The organism is Streptomyces sp. NPDC032126 (assembly GCF_055580085.1).
This window is the reverse complement of sequence record NZ_JBVIMA010000004.1, coordinates 216,928-240,700: the sequence shown is the minus strand read 5'-3', so window position 1 is coordinate 240,700 and position 23,773 is coordinate 216,928. Positions and strand designations below refer to the sequence as shown.

General features: G+C 71.6%; 26 protein-coding genes. 12 read left to right on the top strand and 14 right to left on the bottom strand.

Going from position 1 to position 23,773, the window contains the following annotated elements; translation table 11 throughout:
* Positions 1–2: 2 nt before the first annotated feature.
* The 3 genes from ACZ5NW_RS17485 to ACZ5NW_RS17475 form a co-directional block, all read right to left on the bottom strand.
* The gene (locus tag ACZ5NW_RS17485; RefSeq protein WP_468744703.1) at positions 3–1,025 is read right to left on the bottom strand and encodes an AAA family ATPase; all 1,023 of its coding nucleotides are present in this window, start codon (positions 1,023–1,025) and stop codon (positions 3–5) included.
* 145 nt (positions 1,026–1,170) lie between these two features.
* Complete coding sequence (locus ACZ5NW_RS17480) at positions 1,171–3,342, bottom strand: VMAP-C domain-containing protein (RefSeq protein ID WP_468744702.1); 2,172 nt, start codon at positions 3,340–3,342, stop codon at positions 1,171–1,173.
* Positions 3,339–3,776: a CU044_2847 family protein gene (locus tag ACZ5NW_RS17475; protein WP_468744701.1), complete on the bottom strand. Its 438-nt coding sequence runs from the start codon at positions 3,774–3,776 to the stop codon at positions 3,339–3,341. Before ACZ5NW_RS17475 ends, ACZ5NW_RS17480 begins: the two co-directional genes overlap by 4 nt.
* Positions 3,777–3,964: 188 nt before the next feature.
* Here ACZ5NW_RS17475 and ACZ5NW_RS17470 point away from each other — a divergent pair, with 188 nt between their 5' ends.
* Positions 3,965–4,144, top strand: coding sequence for a DUF6104 family protein (locus tag ACZ5NW_RS17470; RefSeq protein WP_028420339.1), 180 nt, complete (start codon positions 3,965–3,967; stop codon positions 4,142–4,144).
* 44 nt (positions 4,145–4,188) lie between these two features.
* Here ACZ5NW_RS17470 and ACZ5NW_RS17465 read toward each other — a convergent pair whose 3' ends face one another.
* Positions 4,189–5,010 (bottom strand): hypothetical protein, encoded by an 822-nt coding sequence (locus tag ACZ5NW_RS17465; protein ID WP_468744700.1) that lies wholly within the window; start codon positions 5,008–5,010, stop codon positions 4,189–4,191.
* A gap of 197 nt (positions 5,011–5,207) precedes the next feature.
* Here ACZ5NW_RS17465 and ACZ5NW_RS17460 point away from each other — a divergent pair, with 197 nt between their 5' ends.
* Positions 5,208–6,176: a DUF4097 family beta strand repeat-containing protein gene (locus ACZ5NW_RS17460; RefSeq protein ID WP_468744699.1), complete on the top strand. Its 969-nt coding sequence runs from the start codon at positions 5,208–5,210 to the stop codon at positions 6,174–6,176.
* Between the two features lies 1 nt (position 6,177).
* Complete coding sequence (locus tag ACZ5NW_RS17455; protein WP_468744698.1) at positions 6,178–7,239, top strand: PadR family transcriptional regulator; 1,062 nt, start codon at positions 6,178–6,180, stop codon at positions 7,237–7,239.
* Between the two features lie 84 nt (positions 7,240–7,323).
* Here ACZ5NW_RS17455 and ACZ5NW_RS17450 read toward each other — a convergent pair whose 3' ends face one another.
* On the bottom strand, positions 7,324–8,289 hold the full coding sequence (locus tag ACZ5NW_RS17450) for a zinc-binding dehydrogenase (RefSeq protein WP_468744697.1): 966 nt from the start codon (positions 8,287–8,289) through the stop codon (positions 7,324–7,326).
* Positions 8,290–8,522: 233 nt separating this feature from the next.
* Positions 8,523–9,764, bottom strand: a complete 1,242-nt coding sequence (locus ACZ5NW_RS17445; RefSeq protein WP_468744696.1) for an NAD(P)-dependent malic enzyme — start codon at positions 9,762–9,764, stop codon at positions 8,523–8,525.
* A 618-nt stretch (positions 9,765–10,382) separates the two neighbouring features.
* On the opposite strand from ACZ5NW_RS17445, the gene ACZ5NW_RS17440 reads away from it, so the two are divergent.
* From ACZ5NW_RS17440 to ACZ5NW_RS17430, 3 genes are read left to right on the top strand one after another with little or no spacing between them, the layout of a single operon-like run.
* Positions 10,383–11,354: an ABC transporter substrate-binding protein gene (locus tag ACZ5NW_RS17440; RefSeq protein WP_468744695.1), complete on the top strand. Its 972-nt coding sequence runs from the start codon at positions 10,383–10,385 to the stop codon at positions 11,352–11,354.
* Between the two features lie 29 nt (positions 11,355–11,383).
* The gene (locus tag ACZ5NW_RS17435; protein WP_468744694.1) at positions 11,384–12,361 is read left to right on the top strand and encodes an amino acid ABC transporter permease; all 978 of its coding nucleotides are present in this window, start codon (positions 11,384–11,386) and stop codon (positions 12,359–12,361) included.
* Positions 12,358–13,119 carry an amino acid ABC transporter ATP-binding protein gene (locus ACZ5NW_RS17430; RefSeq protein WP_468744693.1) on the top strand — a complete coding sequence of 254 codons (762 nt, stop codon included), beginning with the start codon at positions 12,358–12,360 and terminating at the stop codon, positions 13,117–13,119. The genes ACZ5NW_RS17435 and ACZ5NW_RS17430 overlap by 4 nt, the downstream gene beginning before the upstream one ends.
* 94 nt (positions 13,120–13,213) lie before the next feature.
* Here the strand turns inward: ACZ5NW_RS17430 and ACZ5NW_RS17425 are convergent, their stop codons facing one another.
* On the bottom strand, positions 13,214–13,984 hold the full coding sequence (locus tag ACZ5NW_RS17425) for a class I SAM-dependent methyltransferase (RefSeq protein ID WP_468744692.1): 771 nt from the start codon (positions 13,982–13,984) through the stop codon (positions 13,214–13,216).
* Between the two features lie 101 nt (positions 13,985–14,085).
* Between ACZ5NW_RS17425 and ACZ5NW_RS17420 the strand changes: the two genes are divergently transcribed.
* Positions 14,086–14,715: a CGNR zinc finger domain-containing protein gene (locus ACZ5NW_RS17420; RefSeq protein ID WP_468744691.1), complete on the top strand. Its 630-nt coding sequence runs from the start codon at positions 14,086–14,088 to the stop codon at positions 14,713–14,715.
* Here the strand turns inward: ACZ5NW_RS17420 and sodX are convergent.
* On the bottom strand, positions 14,619–15,053 hold the full coding sequence (gene sodX, locus ACZ5NW_RS17415) for a nickel-type superoxide dismutase maturation protease (protein WP_468744690.1): 435 nt from the start codon (positions 15,051–15,053) through the stop codon (positions 14,619–14,621). The two genes, ACZ5NW_RS17420 and sodX, sit on opposite strands and share 97 nt — an antisense overlap.
* A 145-nt stretch (positions 15,054–15,198) precedes the next feature.
* Between sodX and sodN the strand changes: the two genes are divergently transcribed.
* From sodN to ACZ5NW_RS17400, 3 genes are all read left to right on the top strand, one after another.
* On the top strand, positions 15,199–15,594 hold the full coding sequence (gene sodN / locus ACZ5NW_RS17410) for a superoxide dismutase, Ni (protein WP_468744689.1): 396 nt from the start codon (positions 15,199–15,201) through the stop codon (positions 15,592–15,594).
* Between the two features lie 193 nt (positions 15,595–15,787).
* The gene (locus tag ACZ5NW_RS17405) at positions 15,788–16,990 is read left to right on the top strand and encodes an acyltransferase family protein (RefSeq protein WP_468744688.1); all 1,203 of its coding nucleotides are present in this window, start codon (positions 15,788–15,790) and stop codon (positions 16,988–16,990) included.
* Positions 16,991–17,012: 22 nt separating this feature from the next.
* A complete protein-coding gene (locus tag ACZ5NW_RS17400) occupies positions 17,013–17,753 on the top strand; it encodes a VOC family protein (protein ID WP_468744687.1) in 741 nt (246 codons plus the stop codon).
* Positions 17,754–17,801: 48 nt separating this feature from the next.
* Here the strand turns inward: ACZ5NW_RS17400 and ACZ5NW_RS17395 are convergent, their stop codons facing one another.
* Genes ACZ5NW_RS17395 through ACZ5NW_RS17380 form a run of 4 tightly spaced genes read right to left on the bottom strand, consistent with a single transcriptional unit; the run spans position 17,802 to position 19,203 of the window.
* Positions 17,802–18,053 (bottom strand): hypothetical protein, encoded by a 252-nt coding sequence (locus tag ACZ5NW_RS17395; RefSeq protein ID WP_468744686.1) that lies wholly within the window; start codon positions 18,051–18,053, stop codon positions 17,802–17,804.
* Entirely contained in the window at positions 18,050–18,391 is a 342-nt protein-coding gene (locus ACZ5NW_RS17390; protein ID WP_468744685.1) for a DUF952 domain-containing protein, read from the bottom strand. The genes ACZ5NW_RS17395 and ACZ5NW_RS17390 overlap by 4 nt, the downstream gene beginning before the upstream one ends.
* A 9-nt stretch (positions 18,392–18,400) precedes the next feature.
* A complete protein-coding gene (locus ACZ5NW_RS17385; RefSeq protein ID WP_468744684.1) occupies positions 18,401–18,592 on the bottom strand; it encodes a hypothetical protein in 192 nt (63 codons plus the stop codon).
* Between the two features lie 26 nt (positions 18,593–18,618).
* Positions 18,619–19,203: a dihydrofolate reductase family protein gene (locus ACZ5NW_RS17380; protein WP_468744683.1), complete on the bottom strand. Its 585-nt coding sequence runs from the start codon at positions 19,201–19,203 to the stop codon at positions 18,619–18,621.
* 118 nt (positions 19,204–19,321) lie between these two features.
* Between ACZ5NW_RS17380 and ACZ5NW_RS17375 the strand changes: the two genes are divergently transcribed.
* Positions 19,322–19,915, top strand: coding sequence for a TetR/AcrR family transcriptional regulator (locus ACZ5NW_RS17375; protein ID WP_468744682.1), 594 nt, complete (start codon positions 19,322–19,324; stop codon positions 19,913–19,915).
* A gap of 126 nt (positions 19,916–20,041) precedes the next feature.
* Here ACZ5NW_RS17375 and ACZ5NW_RS17370 read toward each other — a convergent pair whose 3' ends face one another.
* Positions 20,042–21,178: a family 2 encapsulin nanocompartment cargo protein polyprenyl transferase gene (locus tag ACZ5NW_RS17370; RefSeq protein ID WP_468745093.1), complete on the bottom strand. Its 1,137-nt coding sequence runs from the start codon at positions 21,176–21,178 to the stop codon at positions 20,042–20,044.
* A gap of 142 nt (positions 21,179–21,320) precedes the next feature.
* The gene (locus ACZ5NW_RS17365) at positions 21,321–22,727 is read right to left on the bottom strand and encodes a family 2B encapsulin nanocompartment shell protein (protein WP_468744681.1); all 1,407 of its coding nucleotides are present in this window, start codon (positions 22,725–22,727) and stop codon (positions 21,321–21,323) included.
* A gap of 336 nt (positions 22,728–23,063) precedes the next feature.
* Here ACZ5NW_RS17365 and ACZ5NW_RS17360 point away from each other — a divergent pair, with 336 nt between their 5' ends.
* Entirely contained in the window at positions 23,064–23,654 is a 591-nt protein-coding gene (locus tag ACZ5NW_RS17360; RefSeq protein ID WP_468744680.1) for an N-acetylmuramoyl-L-alanine amidase, read from the top strand.
* The last annotated feature ends 119 nt before the right edge of the window (positions 23,655–23,773 follow it).

Genomic DNA, 23,773 nt, shown 5'->3' with positions numbered 1-23,773 from the left:
GCTCACCTCGGGCGGTCGAGCCGCTGGATGAGCAGGTCGGCCAGGCGGTCGCGACTGGGGGGCGCGGCCGCGTCGGTGAGGTAGATGGCGTTCAACAGCTGGTCGGCGGCGAGGAGTTCGGAGCGCGAGCGCTCCAGGAAGCGGGTGATCAGATCGTCGCCCGCGCGTGCCGCCTCGTCGCCGAGATGCGCGCGGACGAACGTGGCGAGCCGATTGTGGTCGGGCCGCCCCAGCTCCAGATGGATGCACCGGCGCATCAGCGGGGCCGGGAAGTCCCGCTCGCCGTTGCTGGTCAGCACGACGAACGGGAAGGCGCGGCAGCGCACCCGGCCGTCACGCACCCGCACCTTCGTGCCGTCGGCGGTGAGCACCTCCGCCTCGCCGTCGGGCAGCCGGTCGGCGATGCGCTGGAGCTCGGGGATCTCGAACTCCCCCTCCTCCAGCACGTTCAGCAGGTCGTTGGGCAGGTCGATGTCGCTCTTGTCCAGCTCGTCGATGAGCAGCACGCGCGGCGTGTCGGAGGGCAGCAGGGCGGTGCCGAGCGGGCCCAGCCGGATGTAGCTGCCGATGCTCTCCACCGCGCCGGGGCTGCCGGCCGCCGCGCCGAACCCGCCCTGCGCGGCGATCTGCACGTCCTGGAGCCGGGCGATGGCGTCGTAGTGGTAGAGGCCGTCCTGGAGCGCGGAGCGGCTGACGATGGACCAGCGCAGCACCTCGCCCAGCCGGAGTTCGTACGCCACGGAGTGGGCCAGGGTGCTCTTGCCCGCGCCGGGGCTGCCGGTGACCAGCAGCGGACGCCGCAGATACAGCGCCGCGTTGATCATCTCCAGCTCCTCGGCGCCCGGCCGGTGCAGCTCGGCCAGATGCCGGTTCAAGCCGAGCCTGCGGTCCTGGGAGCCGTCGCCGGGGCCCGCCGCGTCGCGGCCCGCGAAGTCGCGCCAGGGCGGCGGCGCGGGCAACCGGTCCATCCCGTCGTGGGGTTCGCCGGCGCCTCGGTAGATGAGCCACTCATTGGAATCGGTCATGGTCCGGTCCTCGTCGTCAACGCGTCCATGGCAGCCGTCGAACGTGCATCACGGTATCGACCCGTCGTGGGCCTGGTAAGAGGCCAGGGCGCCTGGTGGGCGGCCGTCGGCCGGGCAGGGGGCCGGAAGGCGCGGGCGCGTCGCGTCACGGCGCCTCCAGGAGGTCGCCGGTTCCGGGCAGGAGGTCGTGCGGATCGTCGTAGTAGAGCGCTATGCCGTCGGCCCAGAACGCCTCGGTCAGGCCGGCGTGCAGCTTCGTGCGCATGGCGTGCACGACATCGGGCAGCAGCTCGGCGCTGACGCCGTCGTCGACGGCCTGGCGCGCGCCCCGGTGGAACTCTCCGCAGACCGCGTCCGGCCGGCCGGGCCAGCGGCGCCACAGGGCCACGCCGAAACCGGCGTGCAGGATACGGACGAGGGCCGCCCCGTCGTCCTCGTAGCGGTGGTCGCCGTAGCGGCACAGCACCGGGACCGTGCGGTGGGCGAGGCCGCGCAGGTCCGACACGGGCGGCACGGGCTGCCGGATGCCCTCGTCGCAGTCGAGGACCTCCGCGCGCGCGTCGTGCGCGTGCAGCCAGCGCCAGCGGTCCCGGCGTTCGTGGTGTCCCTCGTCGCCGTCGGGGACCGGCTCCTCGTCGTCCGGTAACTGGTCGCGGTCGGAGCAGCGCACCACGACCGGCCGCTGCACGCCCAACGGGGGCTCGCCCTGCCGCAGTTGCCAGGAGTCCACCGGCAGGCCCAGCAGGAGGTGGGGCAGGGCGGCCTGGAGGATCGCGGGGCGGTCGGGCTCGTCGCAGCGCCGGAACGCCTCGACGAGATGCTCGGCGGCCTCGGCGTGCAGCCGGTCCAGCGGGGTGCGCTCGGCCTCGTGCAGCCGCTGCACGTCCCCGTCGGAGCGGGCAACGGAGACCGACCAGTCACACCGGTCGGGCTCCCAGCCGCGTCGGATGACCTCCAGGAGCACGGAGAGACGGGGCGGGGCGGCGGGGGCTGGAACGGTGACCGATCGGTCACCGGTGGGGCGGTCGGGGGCCTGTCGTCCGTCTCCCTGGCGTCCGTCTCCTTCGGTGAGGGGTGTGCCCCCTACCTTGGTCGCCTGGGTCCGCTGGCGCCTGCGCTGGGCCGACCACTCGGCCCACTGGCGCGCCAGACTGCTGCGGTAGCCGCTGTCGAGGCCGGCCGCGGCCTGCCGCACCCAGTCCCACAGCGCCCGCTCCGCGTTCAACGAGCTGGGCGTGGGCGGGCGTTCGGCGCGGATGACCCGCATCGCGTAGTCGAGGACCAGCTTGAGGGTGCCGTCGTCGGAGGCGTTCTCGTAGAGCATGCCGAGGCCGTCGCGCCAGCCGCGCGGGGCGGGCAGCTGATGCGAGGGCTCGAAGCCGTGCAGCGAGTCGACGATGTCGAGCAGGGCGCGGGTGCTGACCGGCGGCGGCAGGGCGGCCAGCCGGCCCAGCAGCTCGCTGCGCTCGTCGGGGCTGAGCGCGCGGCCCGGCCGGACACCGAGCCGGCTCTGCGCGTCGGCCCAGGTGGGTCGGCGGGAGTCGGAGAGCAGTTGGCGGTCGCGGTGATAGCGGTCGTGGGCGTGGAAGACGGCCTGGTAGACGTCGTCGTACTCGGCGGCGACCGCCCCCTGCGGCACGGGCAGGGTGCGCAGCCGTCCGATCCCGGTGGAGGTGCCGCCCTGACCGTGGTCGGCGCGGGACTTGAGGATGCCGATCACCTCACCGCGCGCGGGGTCGAGCACGGGGCCGCCCGAGACGCCCGGCGGCAGGTCGTTGTGCCCGAGGCGCATCTGTACGCCGGTGGACGGACCGGCGATGATGCCCTGCACGTCGATCGGTCCGTAGAGGATCTGCAGCTGTCCGCCCACCACGGTCCAGCCCGCGTACAGCACCGAGCCTCCGCTGTAGTAGGCCGTCGAGCGCTCGGACACGTACGCGCAGTCGTGGCCGACGGGTTCGCGCAGCCGGACGAGGGCCAGGTCGGGGGCGGGCCAGCCGCCGCTCGGGGGCCCGGCGAGCAGCTCGGGCAGCATGGCCGCCACTTCGCCGGAGACGACGCACTCGCCCTGCTCCGGCCCGCTCTGATAGACCACCGCGACATCGCCCCCCTCCCCGCCGTGCACGACATGTGCGCAGGTCAGCACCCAGTTCGGGGCGATGAAGAATCCGCTGCCGAGGAAGCTGCCCGGTTCGTCAGGGGCATACCCGACGTCTGTGCGATGGATGCGCACGGTGGCCGTCATGACGAGGTCATGCAGCGCACGGTGGGCGGCATCGGAGCCGCCGGGTGCGCCCCCCTCGTGCCGCTCCGTCATGCCCCGGTCCCGCCAGTGGCACCGTCGGCGCCCCCGTGCACCGGGGCGCCGGGAGACGCGCCCGCACGCGCCGGGGCGTCCGGGTCCGGCGGGCCGCTGCTCCAGGTCAGGGTGACCGTGATGCCGGCCTTCGCCTCGCCGTCGGCGAGCAGGCCGACGACCTTCCCGGCCTTCGCGGTGAGCTCGATCCCGAAGGCGACGCTCACCTCGTCGGGCCGCACCGCGCGCAACGGCTCGGCCAGCGAGCGGGCGACCCCGGTGATCAGCGAGTGCAGGCTCTCCACGCTCGCCTCGACCCGGTCGGTGAACCCGGTGTCGCTGTACGACAGCTGCCCCGAGGGCGCGGTCAGCTCCTCGGTGCCGGAGATACGGGCCCAGACGGGGGTCCCGTCCGGCAGGGCGATCCTCGCTACCCGCGTCACTTCCTGGCTCATGGCATCCCCCCGTCCCGGCGGCCGCCCACCCGACCGCTGCGCACGCTGCGCCTATCCTTTTCCTGTTACCTCCAACGGAGCACAGGGCCTTTTCTCTCCCGTTCCCTCCCGTCCCGGAACCGCGGAACAAAGGTCCTTCCCCCGGAGGCGCGTCCCAACCCCTTCGACCCACCCACGGAGCACGATCCATGTACTTCACCGACCGCGGCATCGAGGAACTGGAGAAGCGGCGCGGCGAGGAGGAGATCACCTTCGAGTGGCTCGCCGAGCAGCTGCGCACCTTCGTCGACCTCAACCCCGACTTCGAGGTGCCGGTGGAGCGCCTGGCGACCTGGCTGGCCCGCCTGGACGACGAGGACGACGAGTAGGACGCGTTCCGCGACCCCGCGGCTCTACGACGGGGTCGGCGCCGTCAGTCGCGCGGTCGCCCCAGGTCGTAGACGAGGCCCAGCGCGCCGTGGGCCAGCAGCAGGACGCCCGCCACGATCCAGCCGGGGCTGCGGCGCCGCAGGCCCCAGGCGGTGAGCGGCAGGCCGGCCGTCACCTGGGCGAGGGCGAGGACACGCGCGCCTGGCGTGCCCGACCAGGGCAGCCAGGGGCCGAGGGAGGCCCCGCCGATGGCGTCGAGTTCCGCCCGGACGGTCTCCCGCCGACCCAGTCCCTCGACCTGCCGGACGCCGTGGGCGGTCCGGGCGGCCTCGCGCAGGCGGTGGGCGGGCTCCCCCGGGGCGAGTCCTTCGGGGAGGAAGACGCCCGCGCGGGTGAGCACGGCGAGCAGTCCGCGCAGGCGGGCGCGCGCATCGGCCGCGCTGTCGGGCCGGGTGAGTTCGTCCAGGGCCTGCATGCCGAGGACGGGGTCGAGCCCGAGGCGGGCGGCGAAGGTGCGCATCGCCTCGTCCTCGCCGACCGGGGTGCCGGGGGCGAGCCAGACGTAGCCGACGGGGCGGCGGAAGCCGGAGGCGAGGGTGTAGCCGGCCCGGTCGGCGTCCCACCACAGGGCGAGGACGGGCCAGGGCGCGCCGACGGCGAGGGCGGTGGCCCAGCCGGTGAGGACACGGTCGACGGGTTCCGCGCCCGTCTGCCAGGGCGCGCCCTCGGGGACGAGGACGCTCCATCCGGTGCCGGCCGGGGTGAGCAGCATGCGTTCGCGCAGGAGGCCGGCGGTGGGGGCGACGGAGTCGGGTTCCGCGCCGCACAGCAGGAGGGCTCCGGGGGCGGTGTCTTCCGTCGGCATGCTCACACGCTAGGACAATTCATCATCATTCGACGGTCGGCGATCACCCGTGGGCGGGTGGCGATCGCCGAAACGAGTGTCTTGACTTCGCCAGTCCACGATATATCGTGTTTCTCGTAGGACGCGATATGGCGCGTCGCGACTCCCGGTCGTGCGCCGCCCGCGCCCGTCGCCCGCCGTGCCGAGGAGGTCCCACCATGTCCGAGTGGTCCGTCGCCGAGCCCACGAAGCTCACCTTCGACGCGCCCGTGAGCGAACTGCACGTCCGCATCGTCAACGGCACGGTCAACGTGGTGGGCACCGACGAGGGTTCCGCGCGTCTGGAGGTCTCCCGGATCGAGGGACCACCGCTGATCGTCACCCACCGGGACGGCACCCTGACGGTGGCGTACGAGGACCTGCCCTGGAAGGGCTTCCTCAAGTGGCTCGACCGCAAGGGCTGGCGGCGCAGCGCGGTCGTCTCCCTGGCCGTCCCGGCGGACACCCGCGTGGAGGTCGGCGTGGTCAGCGCGGCCGCGGTGGTCTCAGGCATCGACGGACACACCGAGGTGAAGGGCGTCTCCGGGGACACGACCCTGGTGGGGCTCGCGGGACCGGTCCGCGCGGACACCGTCTCGGGCAGTCTGGAGGCCCAGGCCCTCACCGGCGACCTGCGCTACAACTCCGTGTCGGGCGACCTGACCGTGGTGGAGGCGGGCTCCTCGGTGAAGGCCGACTCGGTCAGCGGCTCGATGATCGTCGACCTGGACCCGGCGAGCCGCCCCACGGACATCGCCCTGACCAGCGTCTCCGGTGAGATCGCCATCCGCCTGCCGCAGCCGGCGGACGCCCGGGTGGAGGCGAACACGGCGAGCGGCTCGGTCTCCAACGCGTTCGAGGACCTCAGGGTCAGCGGCCAGTGGGGTGCCAAGCGCATCACGGGCCGGCTGGGCGCGGGCAACGGCCGACTGAAGGCGACCACCGTCTCCGGCTCGATCGCCCTGCTGCGACGCCCACCGGCGGAGGAGGCGCCGTGGGAGGCGGAGCCGCCGGCGAGGGAAGCGCCGTGGGAGGCGGAGTCGCCGTCCGGGGCGGCCCCGGAATCGGGGGACAATTCCGGTCCCGGCCCCTCCAACTCCTCCCCCGACACCCCGGCCGACGGCACGACCGACAAGAAGGTGCTCTGACATGCCCCCCGTCTTCGCCCACGGCCGCCTGCGCCTGTATCTGCTGAAGCTGCTGGACGAGGCCCCGCGCCACGGCTATGAGGTGATCCGCCTCCTGGAGGAGCGCTTCCAGGGGCTGTACGCGCCCTCGGCGGGCACGGTCTACCCCCGGCTGGCCAAGCTGGAGGCCGAGGGCCTGGTCACCCACACCACCGAGGGCGGCCGCAAGGTGTACGCGATCACGGACGCGGGCCGCGCCGAACTGGCCGACCGCAGCGGCGAGTTGGCCGACCTGGAGCTGGAGATCCGGGAGTCGGTCGCGGAACTGGCGGCGGAGATCCGGGCCGATGTGCGGGGGGCGGCCGGTGATCTGCGGCGCGAGATGCGCGCGGCGGCCTCACAGGCCCGCACCGGGCCGGCGTCCGGCGAGGCAGGCCCCCTGGGCGACTTCTCCGACCAGGGGGACAAGGACGCCTGGCGCGCGGCCAAGGAGGAGATGCGCCGCGCCAAGCAGGAGTGGAAGGAACAGGCCCGCCGCGCCAAGGACGAGAGCCGCCGCGCCCGCGAGGAGGCCCAGCGGGCCCGCCGTCAGGCCAAGGAGGCCCAGGACCGCGCCCGCGCCCAGGCCCAGGAGGAGGTCCAGCGCATCGCCCGCAAGGTGCAGGAGCAGGTCCAGGACCACTTCGCCCGGGGCGACTGGCCGACGGGCGTACGCGAGGGCCTGACGGAACTGGCCCGGGAGTTCGGCGACTTCGGCAAGGACTGGGGCAAGGAGTTCGGCTTCGGCCGTACGGCGGGAGAGGGCCCGGCCGGACCGGCGTCCACCGCGAAGACGGCCCCCGAGCCGACGTACACGATCACCCCGGAGGACTTCCCGGCCGGCTATGAACCGGCGTGGGCGCACGAGCCCTCCAGCGGCGACCCGGTCCGTGACCTGGACCGCCTCCTGGACCGCTTCCGCGACGACATCCGCGACGCGGCCCGCGACCACGGGGTCACCCCCGAACAGCTCCGCGAGACCCGCGGCCATCTGTCGACGGCGGCGGCCCACATCGGGGCGATACTGCGGGCGCCGAAGGTCTGAGCCACCCCGCACACGACCGCCCCCGCCGATCGCCCCGCACGCGACGGCGAGGGTCAACGGGGGCGGTCGACTCCCGGGCGCCGCTCAGGAGTTGGTGAGCACGATCTTCCCGAACTGCTCGCCGGACTCCAGCCGCTCGAACCCTTCCCGGGCCCGGTCCAGCGGCAGCACCTCGTCGATGACGGGCCGCACACCGGTGGCGGCGCAGAAGGCGAGCAGGTCCTCCAGCTCGTCCTTGGTCCCCATGGTCGACCCGACGACCTTGAGCTCCAGGAAGAAGATGCGGGTCAGCTCGGCGTGCGAGGGCCGGTCACCGCTCGTGGCACCGGAGATCACCAGCGTGCCGCCGGGCCGCAGCGACTTGACCGAGTGGGACCAGGTGGCGGCGCCGACGGTCTCGATGACGGCGTCCACGCGCTGGGGCAACCGGGCCCCCGGCTCGACGGCCTCCACGGCACCGAGCTCCAGCGCCCGCTTGCGCTTGGCCTCGTCCCGGCTGGTGGCGAAGACCCGCAGCCCCGCGGCCTTGCCGAGGACGATGGCGGCGGTGGCGACCCCTCCCCCGGCCCCCTGCACGAGCACCGAGTCACCGGGCCGCACCCCGGCGTTGGTGAAGAGCATGCGGTAAGCGGTGAGCCAGGCGGTGGGCAGACAGGCGGCCTCCTCGAAGGAGAGCTCCTTCGGCTTGGGCAGCACGTTCCAGGTGGGCACGGAGACCTGCTCGGCGAAGGTCCCCTGGTAGCGCTCGGTGAGGATGGACCGGGGTTCCCGGGGCCCGACGCCGTGCCCGCTCTGCCCGATCACGGGGTGCAGGACCACTTCATTGCCGTCCTCGTCGACCCCGGCGGCGTCACAGCCGAGGATCATGGGCAGCAGCTCCTCGGAGAGCCCGACCCCGCGAAGCGACCAGAGATCGTGGTGATTGAGCGAGGCGGCGCGGACGTCGACGGTACTCCAGCCGTCCCGGCGCACGGGAGCGGGCCGCTCCCCCAACTCCAGTCCGGAGAGCGGCTGATCACGGTCGATACGAGCGGCGTAGGCAGCGAACATGCAGCCGACGATAGGCCGCGCGACGCCCCCGGAGAACCAGCCGCGCATGTGAGACACGCCCTCTTGCCGAGGGCGCGAAGGACGGGAACGCGAGCGAACGCGCCCCGAAAGGGGCGCGGGGAACTGCGCGCCCGGCCACGACGAACGCCGCGGCCACCGACGCACAGTCCCCCGCACAGGAGACGCCCACCCTCCAGTCACCCGAACGGACGGGCGGGTGGGTAAAAAAATCCCTAACGCCGAGCGACGCCCTCGGCCCGAGCGGCGGCAGCCACCGCCGCCGTGACCGCGGGAGCGACCCTCTCGTCGAACGGCGACGGAATCACGTAGTCGGCGGCGAGATCGTCCCCGACCACCTCGGCCAGAGCCTGCGCGGCGGCAAGCTTCATGCCCTCGGTGATCCGGGACGCCCGCACCTGGAGCGCGCCCGCGAAGATCCCCGGGAACGCCAGCACGTTGTTGATCTGGTTGGGGAAGTCCGACCGCCCGGTGGCGACCACGGCCGCGTACTTGTGCGCGACGTCGGGGTGCACCTCGGGGTTGGGGTTGGCCATGGCGAACACGAACGCGCCCTTGGCCATGGACGCCACCGCCTCCTCGGGCACCGTGCCGCCGGAGACGCCGATGAAGACGTCCGCGCCGGCCAGCGCGTCCTCCAGGGACCCGGTGAGCCCGGCCTTGTTGGTGAAGGAGGCCAGCTCCCGCTTGACGTCGGTGAGGTCCTCGCGGTCCGCGGAGACGATGCCCTTGCGGTCGGTGACCGCGACATCCCCGATACCGGCTCCGACCAGGATCTTCGCGATGGCGACCCCGGCCGCCCCGGCGCCCGAGATCACGGCCCGCAGCTCCCCGAGCTCCCGCCCGCTGAGCCGCGCGGCGTTCCGCAGCGCCGCCAGCGACACGACCGCCGTGCCGTGCTGGTCGTCGTGGAAGACCGGGATGTCCAGCGCCTCCTGGAGGCGGCGCTCGATCTCGAAGCACCGCGGCGCCGAGATGTCCTCCAGGTTCACACCGCCGAAGGAGGGGGCGAGCCGGACCACGGTCTCGACGATCTCGTCGACGCCGGTGCAGTCCAGCGCGATCGGGACGGCGTCCACGCCACCGAACTGCTTGAACAGAATCGCCTTGCCCTCCATCACGGGGAGGGAGGCCTCGGGCCCGATGTCACCGAGGCCGAGCACCGCCGTACCGTCCGTGACGACGGCGACGACGGAGGACTTCCAGGTGTAGTCGTTGACCAGGTCCGGCTGCTCGGCGATGGCGGTGCACACCCGCGCGACGCCGGGCGTGTACGCCAGGGACAGGTCGTCCTTGTCACGGACCGGGACGGTGGCCTGAATGGCCATCTTCCCGCCGCGGTGCAGCGCGAAGGCCGGGTCGAAGCTGTCGAGGGGCTCCGCACCGCCCTCGGGGCCCGTATGACCGGCCTGGTCCGCTGCGCTCTCGCTGCGAGGATTGACGATCTCCGCTGCCACTGTGTCTTACCCCTTAGGTCTGCATGCTTTTGAGGGTGGCCGCTCCTGGTTGAGGAGCGGGCGGGACCGCGTACCGCCCTGTCGATGCGTACGGGCAGGTGCGCGACGGGCGCGCCGCACACGCGCCCTGAGCCCCGGATGAGGGGTGTAAAGCTCTTTCTTACCGGACGGACATCACCCGCGACGAGTCCATTCCGTGCAAGGTCACATCCCGCGCCCTGTGGGCGTCCCACAGAAACGGGGCATGGGCCCCCTTCTACCGGGTCAGGACCGTCCCGTCTCGGTGACATGACTCATGGACGAAATTGCGCCCATGTGCTGGACAAGCCCTTGACGTGGACTCAAGCGGAACAAGGCACTTCGCTTGTATCGGCCGCGTGGCGGGATGAACCGAAGATCTTGCGGCCGGAGCAGGGGATTCCCGTAGAAGGTCCGGTCGTGATGTACCGGAGTGATGGGGTTCGGGGGTCGCCCGTTATCCGATTTTGACATAGCTGCGCCCCTGAATGGCGCAGTCCGAATGGCAAGATGCCGTAATCACACGAGGTCGCGACACCCGAAGGTGTGTGTTCTCGTCGACCCATCGGCAACTCCATCCATCCGCCGGAGGAACCCACCATGACCGCACGCTCCACCCGACGTACGACCGCCGCGGCCACTCGCCTGGCAGCGGTCGGTTCTCTCGCGGTCGCGGGCGCCCTGCTGCTCTCCGCCTGCGGTGACCAGACCAACGACAACGGCGGCGGCTCCTCCAGCGAGTCCGCGGGCAACGGGGCGAGCACCGCCCCCCTCTTCTCCAAGCTTCCGGCGGAGATCCAGAGCAAGAAGGTCATCCAGGCCGGCACCAACGCCGAGTACGCGCCCATGGAGTACCAGGAGGGCGGCAAGATCGTCGGTGTCGACATCGACATCGCCAACGCGCTCGGCGAGAAGCTCGGCGTGGACTTCAAGTTCACCTCTGGCTCCTTCGACGGCCTGATCACCGCCCTGAACTCCGGTCGCTACGACATCGCGATCTCCTCCATGACGGACACCAAGCAGCGTCAGGAGGGTCTGGACGACAAGGGCAAGAAGCTCGGCCCGGGTGTCGACTTCGTCGACTACTTCAAGGCCGGCACCGCCGTCTACGTCCAGAAGGGCAACCCGAAGGGCATCAAGTCCATCGAGGACCTGTGCGGCCAGACCGCCGCCGTGCAGCGCGGTACGACGTACGAGGCCGCCCTGCAGAAGCAGTCCAAGGCCTGTACGGGCGCCGGCAAGAAGGCGATCGACATCGAGTCGTTCGAGAACGACACCGAGGCCCAGACCCGCGTGAAGTCGGGCGGCGCCGTCGCCGGTGTCAACGACTACCCGGTCGCGGTCGACCTGGCCCGCAAGGCCGACGGCGGCAACGCCTTCGAGGTCATCGGCGAGCAGGTCGACGCCGGTCCGTTCGGCATCGCCGTGGCCAAGGAGGACAAGCAGCTCACCTCCGCGCTCGAAGCCGCCGTCAACGCGATCATCCAGGACGGCACCTACAAGAAGATCCTGGACAAGTGGGGCGCCCAGTCCGGCGCCATCGACAAGGCCGCGATCAACGGCGGCAAGTGACCGTCCAGTACCACTGAAGGGCAGTCACAGTGACTGACAAGTTCGACAAGGAGCCGGCCGACGACAAGCCGTCGGCCGCTCCGGTGGAGACCACGGTCTCCAAGGAGAGCGGCGTCACGCCGCCCGAGGCGATCAAGGCCATCCCGGTCCGCCACTGGGGCCGTTACGTCAGCGCGGTCATCGTTCTCGCGCTGGTCGGCCTGCTGATCAACGCCTTCGCCACGGCCGAGAAGATCCAGTGGCACGCGGTCGGCGACTACGTCTTCGACTCCACGGTCCTCCAGGGCGCCGGCCGCACCCTGCTGATCAGCGTCCTCGCCATGGTCATGGGCGTGGTCCTGGGCGTCGTCCTGGCCGTGATGCGGCTGTCGAAGAACCCGGTGACGAGCTGGGTGGCCTGGGTCTACATCTGGTTCTTCCGCGGCACGCCGGTGTACGTCCAGCTGCTGCTCTGGTTCAACCTCGCGCTGATCTTCCCGGTGCTGAATCTCGGTCCGATCTACAAGGACGAGATGGTCGACGTCATGACGCCGTTCATGGCCGCCCTGCTGGGTCTGGGTCTGAACGAGGCCGCGTACATGGCGGAGATCTGCCGCGCCGGTCTGCTGGCCGTCGACGAGGGCCAGACCGAGGCCGCGCACGCGCTCGGCATGAGCCACTCCAAGACGCTGCGCCGGATCGTCATCCCGCAGGCGATGCGGGTGATCGTGCCGCCGACCGGCAACGAGTTCATCAACATGCTGAAGACCTCGTCGCTGGTGTACGCGGTGACGTACAACGAACTCCTGCGCGCCACCTCGACGATCGGCAACACGTCCTACGCCGTGATGGAGCTGCTGTTCGTGGCCTCCATCTGGTACCTGGTCATGACCAGCGTGTTCAGCGTCGGCCAGTACTACCTGGAGCGCCGTTTCGCCCGCGGTTCGACGCGTAGCCTGCCGCCCACGCCGTGGCAGAAGATCAAGGCGAACCTGCGTTCGTTCAGCCGCGAAAGGGGTGCGGCATGACCGCCATGGTGAAGGCCGAGGGCGTCCACAAGTCCTACGGCGCGATCGAGGTCCTCAAGGGCATCGACCTGGAGGTGCAGACCGGTGAGGTGTTCTGCCTGATCGGCCCCTCCGGCTCCGGCAAGTCGACCTTCCTGCGGTGCATCAACCACCTGGAGAAGATCAACGCCGGCCGGCTGTACGTCGACGGCGACCTGGTCGGCTACCGCCAGAAGGGCGACAAGCTCTACGAGCTCAAGGACAGCGAGGTCGCCCTCCAGCGCCGGGACATCGGCATGGTGTTCCAGCGGTTCAACCTGTTCCCGCACATGACGGCGCTGGAGAACGTCATGGAGGCGCCGGTCCAGGTCAAGGGCGTGAGCAGGGCCCAGGCCAGGGAGCGCGCGCGGGAGCAGCTGGATCGCGTCGGACTGTCCGACAAGGCCGGCAACTACCCCTCGCAGCTCTCGGGCGGCCAGCAGCAGCGTGTCGCGATCGCCCGGGCGCTCGCCATGGACCCGAAGCTGATGCTGTTCGACGAGCCGACCTCGGCCCTGGACCCGGAGCTGGTCGGTGACGTCCTCGACGTCATGCGCGACCTCGCCGAGTCGGGTATGACGATGGTCGTCGTCACCCACGAGATGGGCTTCGCCCGCGAGGTGGGCGACAGCCTGGTGTTCATGGACGGCGGTGTGGTGGTCGAGGCCGGCAACCCGCGCGAGGTCCTGACGAACCCTCAGCACGAGCGCACCCAGGCGTTCCTGTCGAAGGTGCTGTAACCCGCTTGCGCGGAAGGGGTGGTACGGATTCCGTACCACCCCTTCCGCGTTTCCCGCACCGCCCCTCACGGCCGGCGCGGGTCGCGTGGCGGGATCACTTCAGCGCGAGGAGCAGGGTGTCCGACGGGGAGGCCCACACCGGCCGGGCCTCGGCGAAGCCCTGTTCGCGCAGGGTCCGGGCGTGCCAGGCGGCGGAGGGCGTCTCGCCGTCGGCGTGGTCGCCGTAGATCTCGAAGCGGCGGGCGGTCGGACCGGCGAGCACGGGGTCCTTGGCGGCCAGGGCCCACCATTCGGCCCAGTCGAGGGCACCGTCGCGCTTGGCCTGATCCCTACGGGCGCGGCGTTGGACGGCCTCGGCCGCGTTGATCCGGGGCGTGGTGTCGTCGATCATGTGGTCGGCGTTGAGGAAGACGCCGCCGGGTCGGACGAGGTCCGCGAGACGACCGTAGAGCTCCTGGAGGGGGCCGGTGCGCAGCCAGTGAAGCGCCGTCGCGGTGAGGACCGCGTCATACGAGTCGTACGGCAGCCGTGCGGGCCAGTCCGGGTCCATGAGGTCGGCCTCGACGAGGGTGACCCGCTCGTCGCCGGCGAAGGTGCCCCGGGCGATGGTGAGCAGCGCCGGATCGAGGTCGACGCCGGTGCTGACGGCGCCGGGGAAGCGGTCGAGGAGGCGTGCGGTGATGCTGCCGGTGCCGCAGGCGAGGTCGAGGACGCGCGGCTCGGAACCGGTGAACGCCTCGACCATGTCCAGCATGACGCGGAAGCGGTCCTCCCGGTCGGGCATGTACCACTCCTGCTGCCGGTCCCAGCTCTCCTGCCAGGCCCGCCAGTCGGTCCGCGAGGCGACAGTCCCCGTGTCGGTCATCGCTACCCCTCCCACGACGCGCGTACGTAATACCCTGGAAGCACGATCGTCTGTTACTCGACCGCACTCACGACCATAGAGCCCCTCCGTAAGGACTACAAGTGGAACTGGCCTATTACTCGGACTACGCCGTACGCCTGGTCAACAGCGAGGAACCGGCCCGAGGCAAGGACGCGCTGACCTCGGTCGAGGCCGTCCGCGATCTGTTCGGCGTCAACGCCACGGCCGCCCGCCGCGCCACCGACGCCGATGTCACCCGCTTCCGCTCGGTCCGGGCGAGGCTGCGCGCGGTCTTCGAGGCGGCGGACAGCGGCGACGAGACCCTCGCCGTCGACCTGCTGAACTCGCTCCTGCTGGAGTTCCCGGTCAGCCCGCAGATCTCCGGCCACGACCACCGCGACGACGACGGCCGCCCGCTGTGGCACATGCACCTCGCCGACCACCCGTCGAACGCGACGGCCGGCTACGCGGCCATCGCGGCGATGGGCCTGGCCTTCCACCTCACCGAGTACGGCGTGGACCGCCTGGGCCTGTGCCAGGCGGCCCCCTGCCACAACGCCTACCTCGACACGTCCACCAACCGCTCCCGGCGCTACTGCTCCGACCGCTGCGCCACGCGGGCGAACGTGGCCGCCTACCGCGCCCGCAAGCGCCTGGAGGCGGACCGGTCGGAGAAGACCGGCCTGGCCGCCGACAGCGCCCAGCGCAGCGCGGCCATCAGCGAGCGCTGACCCGGCTTCGGCGGCCGGTAGCGGAACCGCACCCGGCCCAGGATCAGCTCGTCCGGCACGGCCCCGTAGTCGGTGCTGTCACCCCCGGCGAAGGCGTTGTCCCCGAGCACCCACCAGCCCCCGTCCCGGCGCTCCACGGCCCGCTTGACGACGAGCAGATCCTGCTGGAAGGGATGCCGGAGCACGATGACGTCCCCCGCCCGGACCCTGGCGCCGTACCGTACGAGCAGCTGATCCCCCTCGTACAGCGTGGGCACCATCGACGGACCGGTCACCTCGGCCAGCCCGAAGGGGGCGGCCGCCCGCCCGTGCCCGGTCTCCTGCGACAGCTCCGGCATCGCCGGCACCTCCCCTGTCCGTTCCTCCACCAGTCCCAGTCTCACCCCGGACTTTTGTCCTAAGCCCAAGGGGGCACTCGCGAAAACCCGTCCCTCAGGGAGTAATGTCCCACCTGAGAAGACGATCACGAGGAAGGAACGCTCCATGCTTTCCCGCCTGTTTGCCCCCAAGGTCAAGGTCAGCGCGCACTGCGACCTGCCCTGCGGCGTGTACGACCCGGCCCAGGCCCGCATCGAGGCGGAGTCGGTGAAGGCCGTGCAGGAGAAGATGGCCGCCAACGACGACCCGCACTTCCAGGCGCGTGCCACGGTCATCAAGGAGCAGCGCGCCGAGCTGGCCAAGCACCACGTGTCGGTCCTCTGGAGCGACTACTTCAAGGCCCCGCACTTCGAGAAGTACCCCCAGCTGCACACGCTGGTCAACGACACCCTGAAGGCCCTGTCGGCGGCGAAGGCCTCCACGGACCCGAAGACGGGCGAGAAGGCCCTTGAGCTGATCGCCGAGATCGACAAGATCTTCTGGGAGACCAAGAAGGCCTGACGGTCCCGTCGACTGACCGGCGGTTGGTGCACCACCGCGGGTCATCAGGCGTTCAGAAGGGGCTCGGCAGCCCGGTTGCCGGGCCCCTTCGGCTTGTCCGTTGAACCGCTCGCCCGGCGGCCGCGTACCAGTGGCTGCGGGCGGTGCCGTGCGGCAGACTCGGTGCCCTGGGACAAGGGATTGAACGATTTCAGTGGATTCGGGCCGTCCGGTCAGCAGCACACTCGACGTGGTCGCCCCGGCGGGGCAGGACGAGCAGCCGGGCGGAGCACCCGTCCGCGGTCCCGTACCGGGGCTGGACGGTCTGCGCGGCCTGGCGGCGCTGTACGTGGTCCTGTTCCACTGCTGGCTGTACACCTTCCCGGGGTACCCCGACAGTTCGGCGCCGGGATGGCTGGACGGGCTGATGTTCGGGCGCCTCGCCGTCGTCTTCTTCCTGGTGCTGTCCGGCTTCTCCCTGGCGATCTCCCCCGCGCGCCACGGCTGGCGATCGGGCGGCGTCGCCCGCTTCCTGCGCCGACGGGCCTGGCGCATCCTGCCGCCGTACTGGGCGGCGCTGGCCATGAGCCTGGTCGTCTCCGCGCTCGTGGTCCCGGCCTCCCACTTCGGCCCGCCCACCGGCGAGTCGATCCTCGTGTACGGCCTCGTCGCCCAGGACATGATCACCGCCCCCACCCCCAACGGGGCGTTCTGGTCGATCGGAGTGGAGGCCGAGCTCTACGTCCTCTTCCCCCTGCTCCTGCTGGCCCGCCGCAAGCTGAACGCGGCGGCCGTGGTCGCCTGCGTGACCCTCCCGGTGATCGCCGGTGGGCTGATGGCGCCCGGCGCGAACCCCGTCGAGGGCGACAACTGGCTCACCCCGCACCTCGCCCCCGTGTTCGTCGCGGGCCTGGTGGGCGCGGGAGTGGTCGCGGCACCCGCCAGGATCCAACGCCTCCCCTGGGCATGGTTCGCCGCGCTGGCCGCCCTGCCCGTGCTGGTCCTCGGCGTCGTCCAGGGCTCCGTCTGGACGGTGCGCCACTACTTCTGGATCGACCTCGCCGTCGCCCCCGCCATGACGCTGCTCCTCACCGCCGTCGCCACCGGCCGACCCGCCGCCCTGATACGGCTCCTGACCACACGCCCCATCCAGAGCCTCGGCAACTTCTCCTACAGCCTCTACCTGATCCACCTGCCGATCGTCCTGACCGTCATCCGCCGGGTGGCCCCACAGATCGTCTCCCCCGGCCTGCCCACCTTCTGCCTCACCCTCGCCCTGGCCCTGCCGACATCGGTGCTCGGGGCGTGGCTGTTCTCCCGGATCTTCGAACTCCCCTTCAAGCACAACAGGTCCTGGTCCTCCATGACCGCGGCCTGGCGGTCCCGGACCGCGGGGCGTTCCCGCGTCACCGACTGAGGACCGTGCCAAGGTTGAGCGCATGAGCATTCGCTGGACCTACGCCTTCATCGACCGCCCGGCCGCGCGCTTCCAGGAGGCCGGCGCGTTCTGGACCGCCGTCACCGGCACCCGGATGTCCGAACCACGCGGCGAGAAGGGCGAGTTCACGACCCTGCTGCCGGAAGCCGGCGACGCCTGCGTGAAGCTCCAGGGCGTCGACGACCCCGAGGGCGGCGCGCATCTGGACTTCGCCGTGGAGGACGTACGGGGATTCGTCGGGCGGGCGCTCGGACTCGGCGCGACGACCGCCGCCGAACACGACGGCTGGGCCGTACTGCGCTCCCCCGGCGGACAGTTGTTCTGTGCGGTGCCCTGGCACGGGGAGTCGGTCCGGCCGCCGGTCGTCGCGGGCAGCCGCCTCGACCAGGTCTGCCTGGACATCCCGCCCTCGCGCTACGGCGCCGAAGTCGCCTTCTGGAGCGGGCTGCTGCCCGACTGGACCTCCCGGGCGGGATCGCTGCCGGAGTTCCACGTGGTGGCGCCGCCGACCGGGCTGCCGGTGCGCGTCCTCCTCCAACGGCTGGGTGCGGAACGGCCCCTGTCCGCCCACCTCGACCTGGCCTGCGGTCCGGACATCCCGGCGGTGCGCGCCCGTCATGAACGGCTCGGCGCGACCCTCGTCGCCGAGGGCGCCCACTGGAACGTGATGCGCGATCCGACCGGCGGCCTCTACTGCCTCACGGGCCGCGACGCGCAGACCGGCGGACTGGCTCCGCGCTAGAGCCTCTCTGCCGGAGCCGCCGTCGCGGGGAGCCGGCCGGCGGAACGGCTAGCGATCCGTCGGCCGGTCCGTCATGACGACGCAGATCACGCGCTCGGACCGGCCGTCCGGACACGGATTCGCACCGTCGTCCCGGCGCGGCGAGGACGCGGTCGGCGAGGGGGTCTCCTCGTACCACCCGTACGGTCCCGGCGGCTCGGCCGCGTCCCGCAGCCACAGGGTGAGACCCCCGGCGACGGCGACCACGACCGCCCACGCGAGGACGACCCACCGCCATAAGGAGGCGCGCCGACCGGTCACCTCCCCCACTCCTCCACCGCGACCACGGCGGCCACCGGAAGCGGCCCGTACAGGTGCGGGAACTCCTCGCCGCCGGGCTGGACGGCCTCGTACTTCAGCGGTGCGTCGAGCCGGGCCGGATCGACGACCAGGACCACCAGGTCGTCACGGGTGCCCGCCTCGCCGTACAGGAAGGCGGCGACGCGCGGGAGTTGGGCGCGGGTGGAGAGATGGATGAAGCCCTCCTCCTGGAGCGTGCGGCCACGGGTGGACCACTCGTACGCGCCCCGGGCGCGCGCCGCCTCCCAGAGCGGACGCTCGGTGATGTGGACGATGTACGGCGGCTGGGTCTCAGACATGGGCCCAAGCTACCCCGGGCCGCCGGTGGTCCCGTGCTCCCGTTCGCGCTCGGCGCCCTCCGGGACGTATGCCTCGCACTTGGGGTTGCGGCACGGGCCGGGCACCCAGCGCGGCACCCACGCGCCCAGGGTCTTGTGCCGGTGGACCACCGTCGCGACGGGCTGCCCGCAGACCGGACAGACCTGCTCTTCCCTGTCCATACGCCCAGGGTAGGGCGGCGGAGCGCTCAGCGCTTCCTGCGGTACGTCCGCACCAGCGCGCCGTTGCCGAAGGAGCGCACGCCGTCGAGGGTGAACTCGGCGATGTCGAAGCCGGTGCGGAACATCGGCGTCCCCGCGCCGTACACCAGCGGATACGTCTTGATGACGAGCTCGTCGATCTCGTCGACCAGTTCACCCGCGAGCTGCGCGCCTCCGCACAGGTAGATGTCCAACTCTCCTTCCCCGGCCTTGAGTTCACGGACCTTGCCGACGACGTCGGCGGCGACGATCTCGACGTCCGGGTCGGGTGACTCGCCGAGGCTACGGGAGGCGACGTACTGGCGGAGATGGGCGTAGGGGCTGGTCACGCCCTCCTTGAGGGCGAGGTCGTAGCTGCCGCGGCCCTGGATGACCGTGTCGAACCGCCGCAGCGGCCGGTCGTCGATGCCGAAGGAGCGGCGGGCCGAGGTGGGCAGGGTGTCGGGCCACTCGGTCTTCAGATAGTCCAGGAACTCCGCGTCCAGGAAGGCGAACATCGCGGAGCCGTCGCCCTCCGGGTCGCCGATGTATCCGTCGAGCGAGCAGGCGACGTAGTACGTGAGCTTTCGCAAGCTGGTCTCTTTCCGTAGGCTGACCGCGTTCCGCGGACCACGACAGTTGTAGTACTTCAGTTGTAGTGGTCGCAAGAGAGTTACGGGTATCCGTCGTAAGTGAGAGAGGGGATTCCGCATGGCCGGGAATCCGGAGCGCAGGGCGGCCCTGCTGGACGCCGGCATAGCGGTGCTCGCCCGGGAGGGCGCTCGCGGGCTGACCTTCCGCGCGGTGGACACCGAGGCCGGTGTGCCGACCGGCACCACATCCAACTACGTCGCCTCACGCGACGATCTGCTGCGCCAGATCGGAACCCGGCTGCACACACGGCTCGCGCCGGACCCGGACGTCCTCGGCGCGCTGATGGCGAAGCCCCGGGACCGGGCGCTGGTCGCCGCGCTCATGCGGGACCTGATGACGCGGGTCGTGCGCGACCGCACCGGCTACCTCGCGCTGCTGGAGATGCGCCTGGAGGCCACCCGGCGGCCCGTCCTGCGGGCGTCCTTCACCGAGTCGGTGCGCGGGGAACTGGTGGCGGGGATGGGCTTCCACCGCGAGGCGGGGCTGCCCGGCGGCGACGACACGGTGGTCGTGCTGTATCTGGCCATGCTCGGCCTCATCCTGGAGCACCTCACCCTGCCGGGGGTGCTGGACGGAGTGCTGCCCGGGGTGGCGGTGCCGGAGGGATGGGTGGAACGGATCGTGGCGGCGGTGGTGCCGGAGGAGGGGTGAGGGCCGACCTGGAGAGGGAAAAAGGGGCGGGGCCCGCACACCGTGGGGATGTGCGGGACCCGCCGGCCGGGGTCCCGGGGGCCCGTGCGGAGTCAGGAGCCGCACGGGCCCGGGGGCCCCGGTGTCTCAGGTGCTGCGCCGCGTGACGAACTCGGCCAGCGCCAGCAGGCCGCCCGCCGCCTCGGGATCCGGGATCGCCCGGGCCAGCTCGTCCATCGCGTGGGACATCCGGTCGGCCGCCTGATCCTGCGCCCAGTCCCGCCCCCCGGCCCGTTCGACCGCGAGAACCGTGCGCGCGATGCCCTCCTCGTCCTCCTTGTCGTACGGCAGCGCGTACAGCGCGGCCAGTTCGGCGGCGGCCGGGGTGCCGGAGGCCAGCGCGGCGACGACCGGCAGCGACTTCTTGCGGGCGGCGAGGTCGGCGCCGGCCGGCTTGCCGGTGTGCCGCGGGTCGCCCCATATGCCGATGACGTCGTCGATGAGCTGGAAGGCGAGCCCGGACTCCCGTCCGAACGCGTCCAGCGCCGCCACGTCCTCCCGCGCCGCTCCCGCGTACAGCGCGCCGACGGCGCAGGCGCAGCCCAGGAGGGCGCCGGTCTTGGCCTCGGCCATGGTGAGCACCTCGGCGAGGGTGACCTCGTCGGGGCCGCGCCGCTCCATGTCCGTGTCGGTGTGCTGGCCCTCGCACAGCTCGACCACACAGGCCGCGAGCCGGGCGGCCGCCTCCGGGGCGGCGGGGTGCGGATCCTCGGCGAGCAGCATCAGCGCGCGTGCCTGGAGGGCGTCCCCGGCGAGGATCGCGTCGGCGTCGCCGAACACGGTCCAGGCGGTGGGGCGGTGCCGGCGGGTGGTGTCGCGGTCCATCACGTCGTCGTGCAACAGCGTGAAGTTGTGGACCAGTTCGACCGCCGCGGCGGCGCGGACCGCCGCCGCACGGGCCGCGGGTCCGCCGAGCGCGGCGGCCGCGGCGAGCACCAGCGCGGGCCGGATCGCCTTGCCGGCCGGGCCCGTCGAGGGCGTGCCGTCGGCCTGCTCCCAGCCGAAGTGGTAGCGGGCGACCCGCCGCATCGCGCCGGGCAACGCGTCGACGGCCGCGCGCAGTTCGGGGTCCACCGCCACCCGGGCGGACTCCAGGATCGCCGGCGCCTCCTGTCCGTCGAGCGGGCCCGGCCGGCTGTCGGTCTGGCTGCCGATGGGTGTCCGCCTCTCCGGTGGCGCGACGGGGTGCCGCGCCGCGTCATCGTGCGGCCTGGCCTCCGTCATGAAGTCGGTCATGAACTCCCCCTCGTCCCCCTGGTCACCCTCATGGGGTGCGCGGACGGCGACGCGTCCGCCGGCACGGGGCGCGTACGCCCCGGGTGTACCCGCCCCGGAGGGCGGGAACACGGCGTGCGGGACGGGGAGGTCACCGCCAGCGGCCGATCTCGACGTTCTCCAGGACGCCGAGCGCGTCCGGGACCAGCACCGCTGCCGAGTAGTAGGCCGTGACCAGGTACTTGATGATGGCCTGTTCATTGATGCCCATGAACCGCACCGACAGGCTCGGCTCGATCTCGTCGGGGATGCCGGACTGGCGCAGGCCGATGACGCCCTGGTCCTTCTCGCCGACACGCATCGCGATGATCGAGCTGGTACGGGCCTCGGTCACCGGGATCTTGTTGCACGGGTAGATCGGCACGCCGCGCCAGGTGGGGATGCGGTTGCCGCCCACGTCGATGGTCTCCGGCACCAGTCCGCGCTTGTTCAGCTCGCGCCCGAACGCGGCGATCGCACGCGGGTGGGCGAGGAACAGCTTGGTGCCGCGCCGCCTGCTGAGCAGCTCGTCCATGTCGTCGGGGCTGGGCACGCCGTCGTGCGGCTGGAGGCGCTGGTCGTACTCGCAGTTGTGCAGCAGGCCGAAGTCGCGGTTGTTGACCAGCTCGTGCTCCTGGCGCTCCTTGAGCGCCTCGACCGTGAGCCGCAACTGCTGCTCGGTCTGGTTCATCGGCTGGTTGTAGAGGTCGGCCACGCGCGAGTGGATGCGCAGGACGGTCTGGGCGATGCTCAGTTCGTACTCGCGGGGCCGGGCCTCGTAGTCCACGAAGGTGTGCGGGATGTCGGGCTCGCCGGAGTGGCCCGCGGCGAGGTCGACCTCCTTCTCGCCGTAGCGGTTGGTGCGCTGCTCGGGGATCGCCCGCAGGGCCTGGAGGTGCTCGCGCAGGGAGTCGGCGCGCTCCGCGACCTGTTCGACGTCCTGGCGGGCCAGGATCAGCACGGTGGTGGCGGTGTCCGCGCGCGCGGTGTACTCCCAGATGGCGTCGGCGTCGAGGAGCGCCTGGTCGCCGAAGTAGGCGCCGTCGGCGAGGACGCCGAGGACCTGGTCGTCGCCGTAGGGTCCGGTGCCGACCTTCTCGACCCTGCCGTGCGCCAGCAGGTAGACCTCCTCGGTCTGGCTGCCGAAGGAGGTGATGAGCTCGCCCGGCGCGAACTCCCGCTGCCGGCAGCGCTGGGCCAGCTCGGCGAGCACCTCCCCGTCCTCGTAGCCGCGCAGTGCGGGCAGCTCGCCCAGCTCGGCGGGGATGACCTCGACGCGGTCGCCGGTCTTCACGAAGGTGATGCGGCCGTCTCCGACGGCGTACGTCAGTCGACGGTTCACCCGGTAGGTGCCGCCCTGGACGTCGACCCAGGGCAGGGTGCGCAGCAGCCAGCGCGAGCTGATCTCCTGCATCTGCGGAACGGATTTGGTGGTGGTGGCCAGATTCCGCGCGGCATCGGTGCCGAGGCTCTGCTGCGGCCGGTTCTGCTCTGTGCGGATCTCTTCGCCTACCGACATGAGGGAAAGCCCTTCCACATACGTGCACCGGCGCCATGGTGCGCCGGGCATCGAATCTCACGGCAAAGCCTTCCATCACTCAGTGTGCCGGTGCTATTACACGAAAGAGCGGGATTGGATCATCGGACGACTGGGCACGCGGGGGGATTCCGTGGACCGCTCCGTGATGAACACCCCATCATTCGGCCGGAATATACGACTTGTCCGGATTCGCTCGCACGCAATACGAACGATCTAGCCCCGATCCGTCCCTTTTCGGTACAAGCAGCGGTACGAGACGGCCGCGACCGGCGTCCGTCGTCGGGGCACAGCGCGAACGGGCGCTCAGGAGACAGCATGGCCACTCCCATGTCCGCGGACGGCTTCCTGCACCAGCTCAGGCAAGAGGGCCTGACCGTCGTCGAGGTCGGCGACTGGCGTCATCACCATCGCAATCACAAGGGCCCGTGGGGGCCCGTGCACGGCGTGATGATCCATCACACGGTGACCAAGGGCGCCGAGCACACGGTGGCGCTCTGCCGCACGGGGCACGACGACCTGCCCGGTCCGCTCTGCCACGGCGTGATCACCAAGGACGGCACCGTCCACCTCGTGGGCTACGGCCGCGCCAACCACGCGGGCGCCGGCGACGACGACGTGCTGCGGGCGGTGATCGCCGAGGAGGCGCTGCCGCACGACAACGAGGCCAACACCGACGGCAACCGCCACTTCTACGGCTTCGAGTGCGAGAACCTCGGCGACGGCAAGGACCCCTGGCCGGAGGCCCAGCTGGAGGCGATCGAACGGGCCGCGGCGGCGATCTGCCGGCACCACGGCTGGTCGGAACGGTCGGTCATCGGCCACCTGGAGTGGCAGCCGGGCAAGGTGGACCCACGAGGCTTCACGATGACGTCCCTGCGCGACCGGATCCGGGCCCGCCTCAACTGACCGGCCGACGCGCGCGGGGGCCGGGACAGCTCAACCGGCCGGGGCGGACGCGCGACCGGGCTCGGGGCGAGTCCACCGACCGGCCGGACGCGCGATGGGGCCCGGGGCGGCTCCACGGA

Bases quoted from the DNA above. Each gene is read 5' to 3' on its own strand.
- ACZ5NW_RS17460 (WP_468744699.1), top strand. From the start codon at position 5,208: ATGTCCGAGTGGTCCGTCGCCGAGCCCACGAAGCTCACCTTCGACGCG.
- ACZ5NW_RS17455 (WP_468744698.1), top strand. From the start codon at position 6,178: ATGCCCCCCGTCTTCGCCCACGGCCGCCTGCGCCTGTATCTGCTGAAG.
- ACZ5NW_RS17385 (WP_468744684.1), bottom strand. From the start codon at position 18,592: ATGGACAGGGAAGAGCAGGTCTGTCCGGTCTGCGGGCAGCCCGTCGCG.
- ACZ5NW_RS17475 (WP_468744701.1), bottom strand. From the start codon at position 3,776: ATGAGCCAGGAAGTGACGCGGGTAGCGAGGATCGCCCTGCCGGACGGG.
- ACZ5NW_RS17430 (WP_468744693.1), top strand. From the start codon at position 12,358: ATGACCGCCATGGTGAAGGCCGAGGGCGTCCACAAGTCCTACGGCGCG.
- ACZ5NW_RS17375 (WP_468744682.1), top strand. From the start codon at position 19,322: ATGGCCGGGAATCCGGAGCGCAGGGCGGCCCTGCTGGACGCCGGCATA.
- sodN (WP_468744689.1), top strand. From the start codon at position 15,199: ATGCTTTCCCGCCTGTTTGCCCCCAAGGTCAAGGTCAGCGCGCACTGC.
- ACZ5NW_RS17480 (WP_468744702.1), bottom strand. From the start codon at position 3,342: ATGACGGAGCGGCACGAGGGGGGCGCACCCGGCGGCTCCGATGCCGCC.
- ACZ5NW_RS17400 (WP_468744687.1), top strand. From the start codon at position 17,013: ATGAGCATTCGCTGGACCTACGCCTTCATCGACCGCCCGGCCGCGCGC.
- ACZ5NW_RS17465 (WP_468744700.1), bottom strand. From the start codon at position 5,010: ATGCCGACGGAAGACACCGCCCCCGGAGCCCTCCTGCTGTGCGGCGCG.
- ACZ5NW_RS17390 (WP_468744685.1), bottom strand. From the start codon at position 18,391: ATGTCTGAGACCCAGCCGCCGTACATCGTCCACATCACCGAGCGTCCG.
- ACZ5NW_RS17470 (WP_028420339.1), top strand. From the start codon at position 3,965: ATGTACTTCACCGACCGCGGCATCGAGGAACTGGAGAAGCGGCGCGGC.
- ACZ5NW_RS17370 (WP_468745093.1), bottom strand. From the start codon at position 21,178: ATGACGGAGGCCAGGCCGCACGATGACGCGGCGCGGCACCCCGTCGCG.
- ACZ5NW_RS17485 (WP_468744703.1), bottom strand. From the start codon at position 1,025: ATGACCGATTCCAATGAGTGGCTCATCTACCGAGGCGCCGGCGAACCC.
- ACZ5NW_RS17365 (WP_468744681.1), bottom strand. From the start codon at position 22,727: ATGTCGGTAGGCGAAGAGATCCGCACAGAGCAGAACCGGCCGCAGCAG.
- ACZ5NW_RS17450 (WP_468744697.1), bottom strand. From the start codon at position 8,289: ATGTTCGCTGCCTACGCCGCTCGTATCGACCGTGATCAGCCGCTCTCC.
- ACZ5NW_RS17360 (WP_468744680.1), top strand. From the start codon at position 23,064: ATGGCCACTCCCATGTCCGCGGACGGCTTCCTGCACCAGCTCAGGCAA.
- sodX (WP_468744690.1), bottom strand. From the start codon at position 15,053: ATGCCGGAGCTGTCGCAGGAGACCGGGCACGGGCGGGCGGCCGCCCCC.
- ACZ5NW_RS17425 (WP_468744692.1), bottom strand. From the start codon at position 13,984: ATGACCGACACGGGGACTGTCGCCTCGCGGACCGACTGGCGGGCCTGG.
- ACZ5NW_RS17440 (WP_468744695.1), top strand. From the start codon at position 10,383: ATGACCGCACGCTCCACCCGACGTACGACCGCCGCGGCCACTCGCCTG.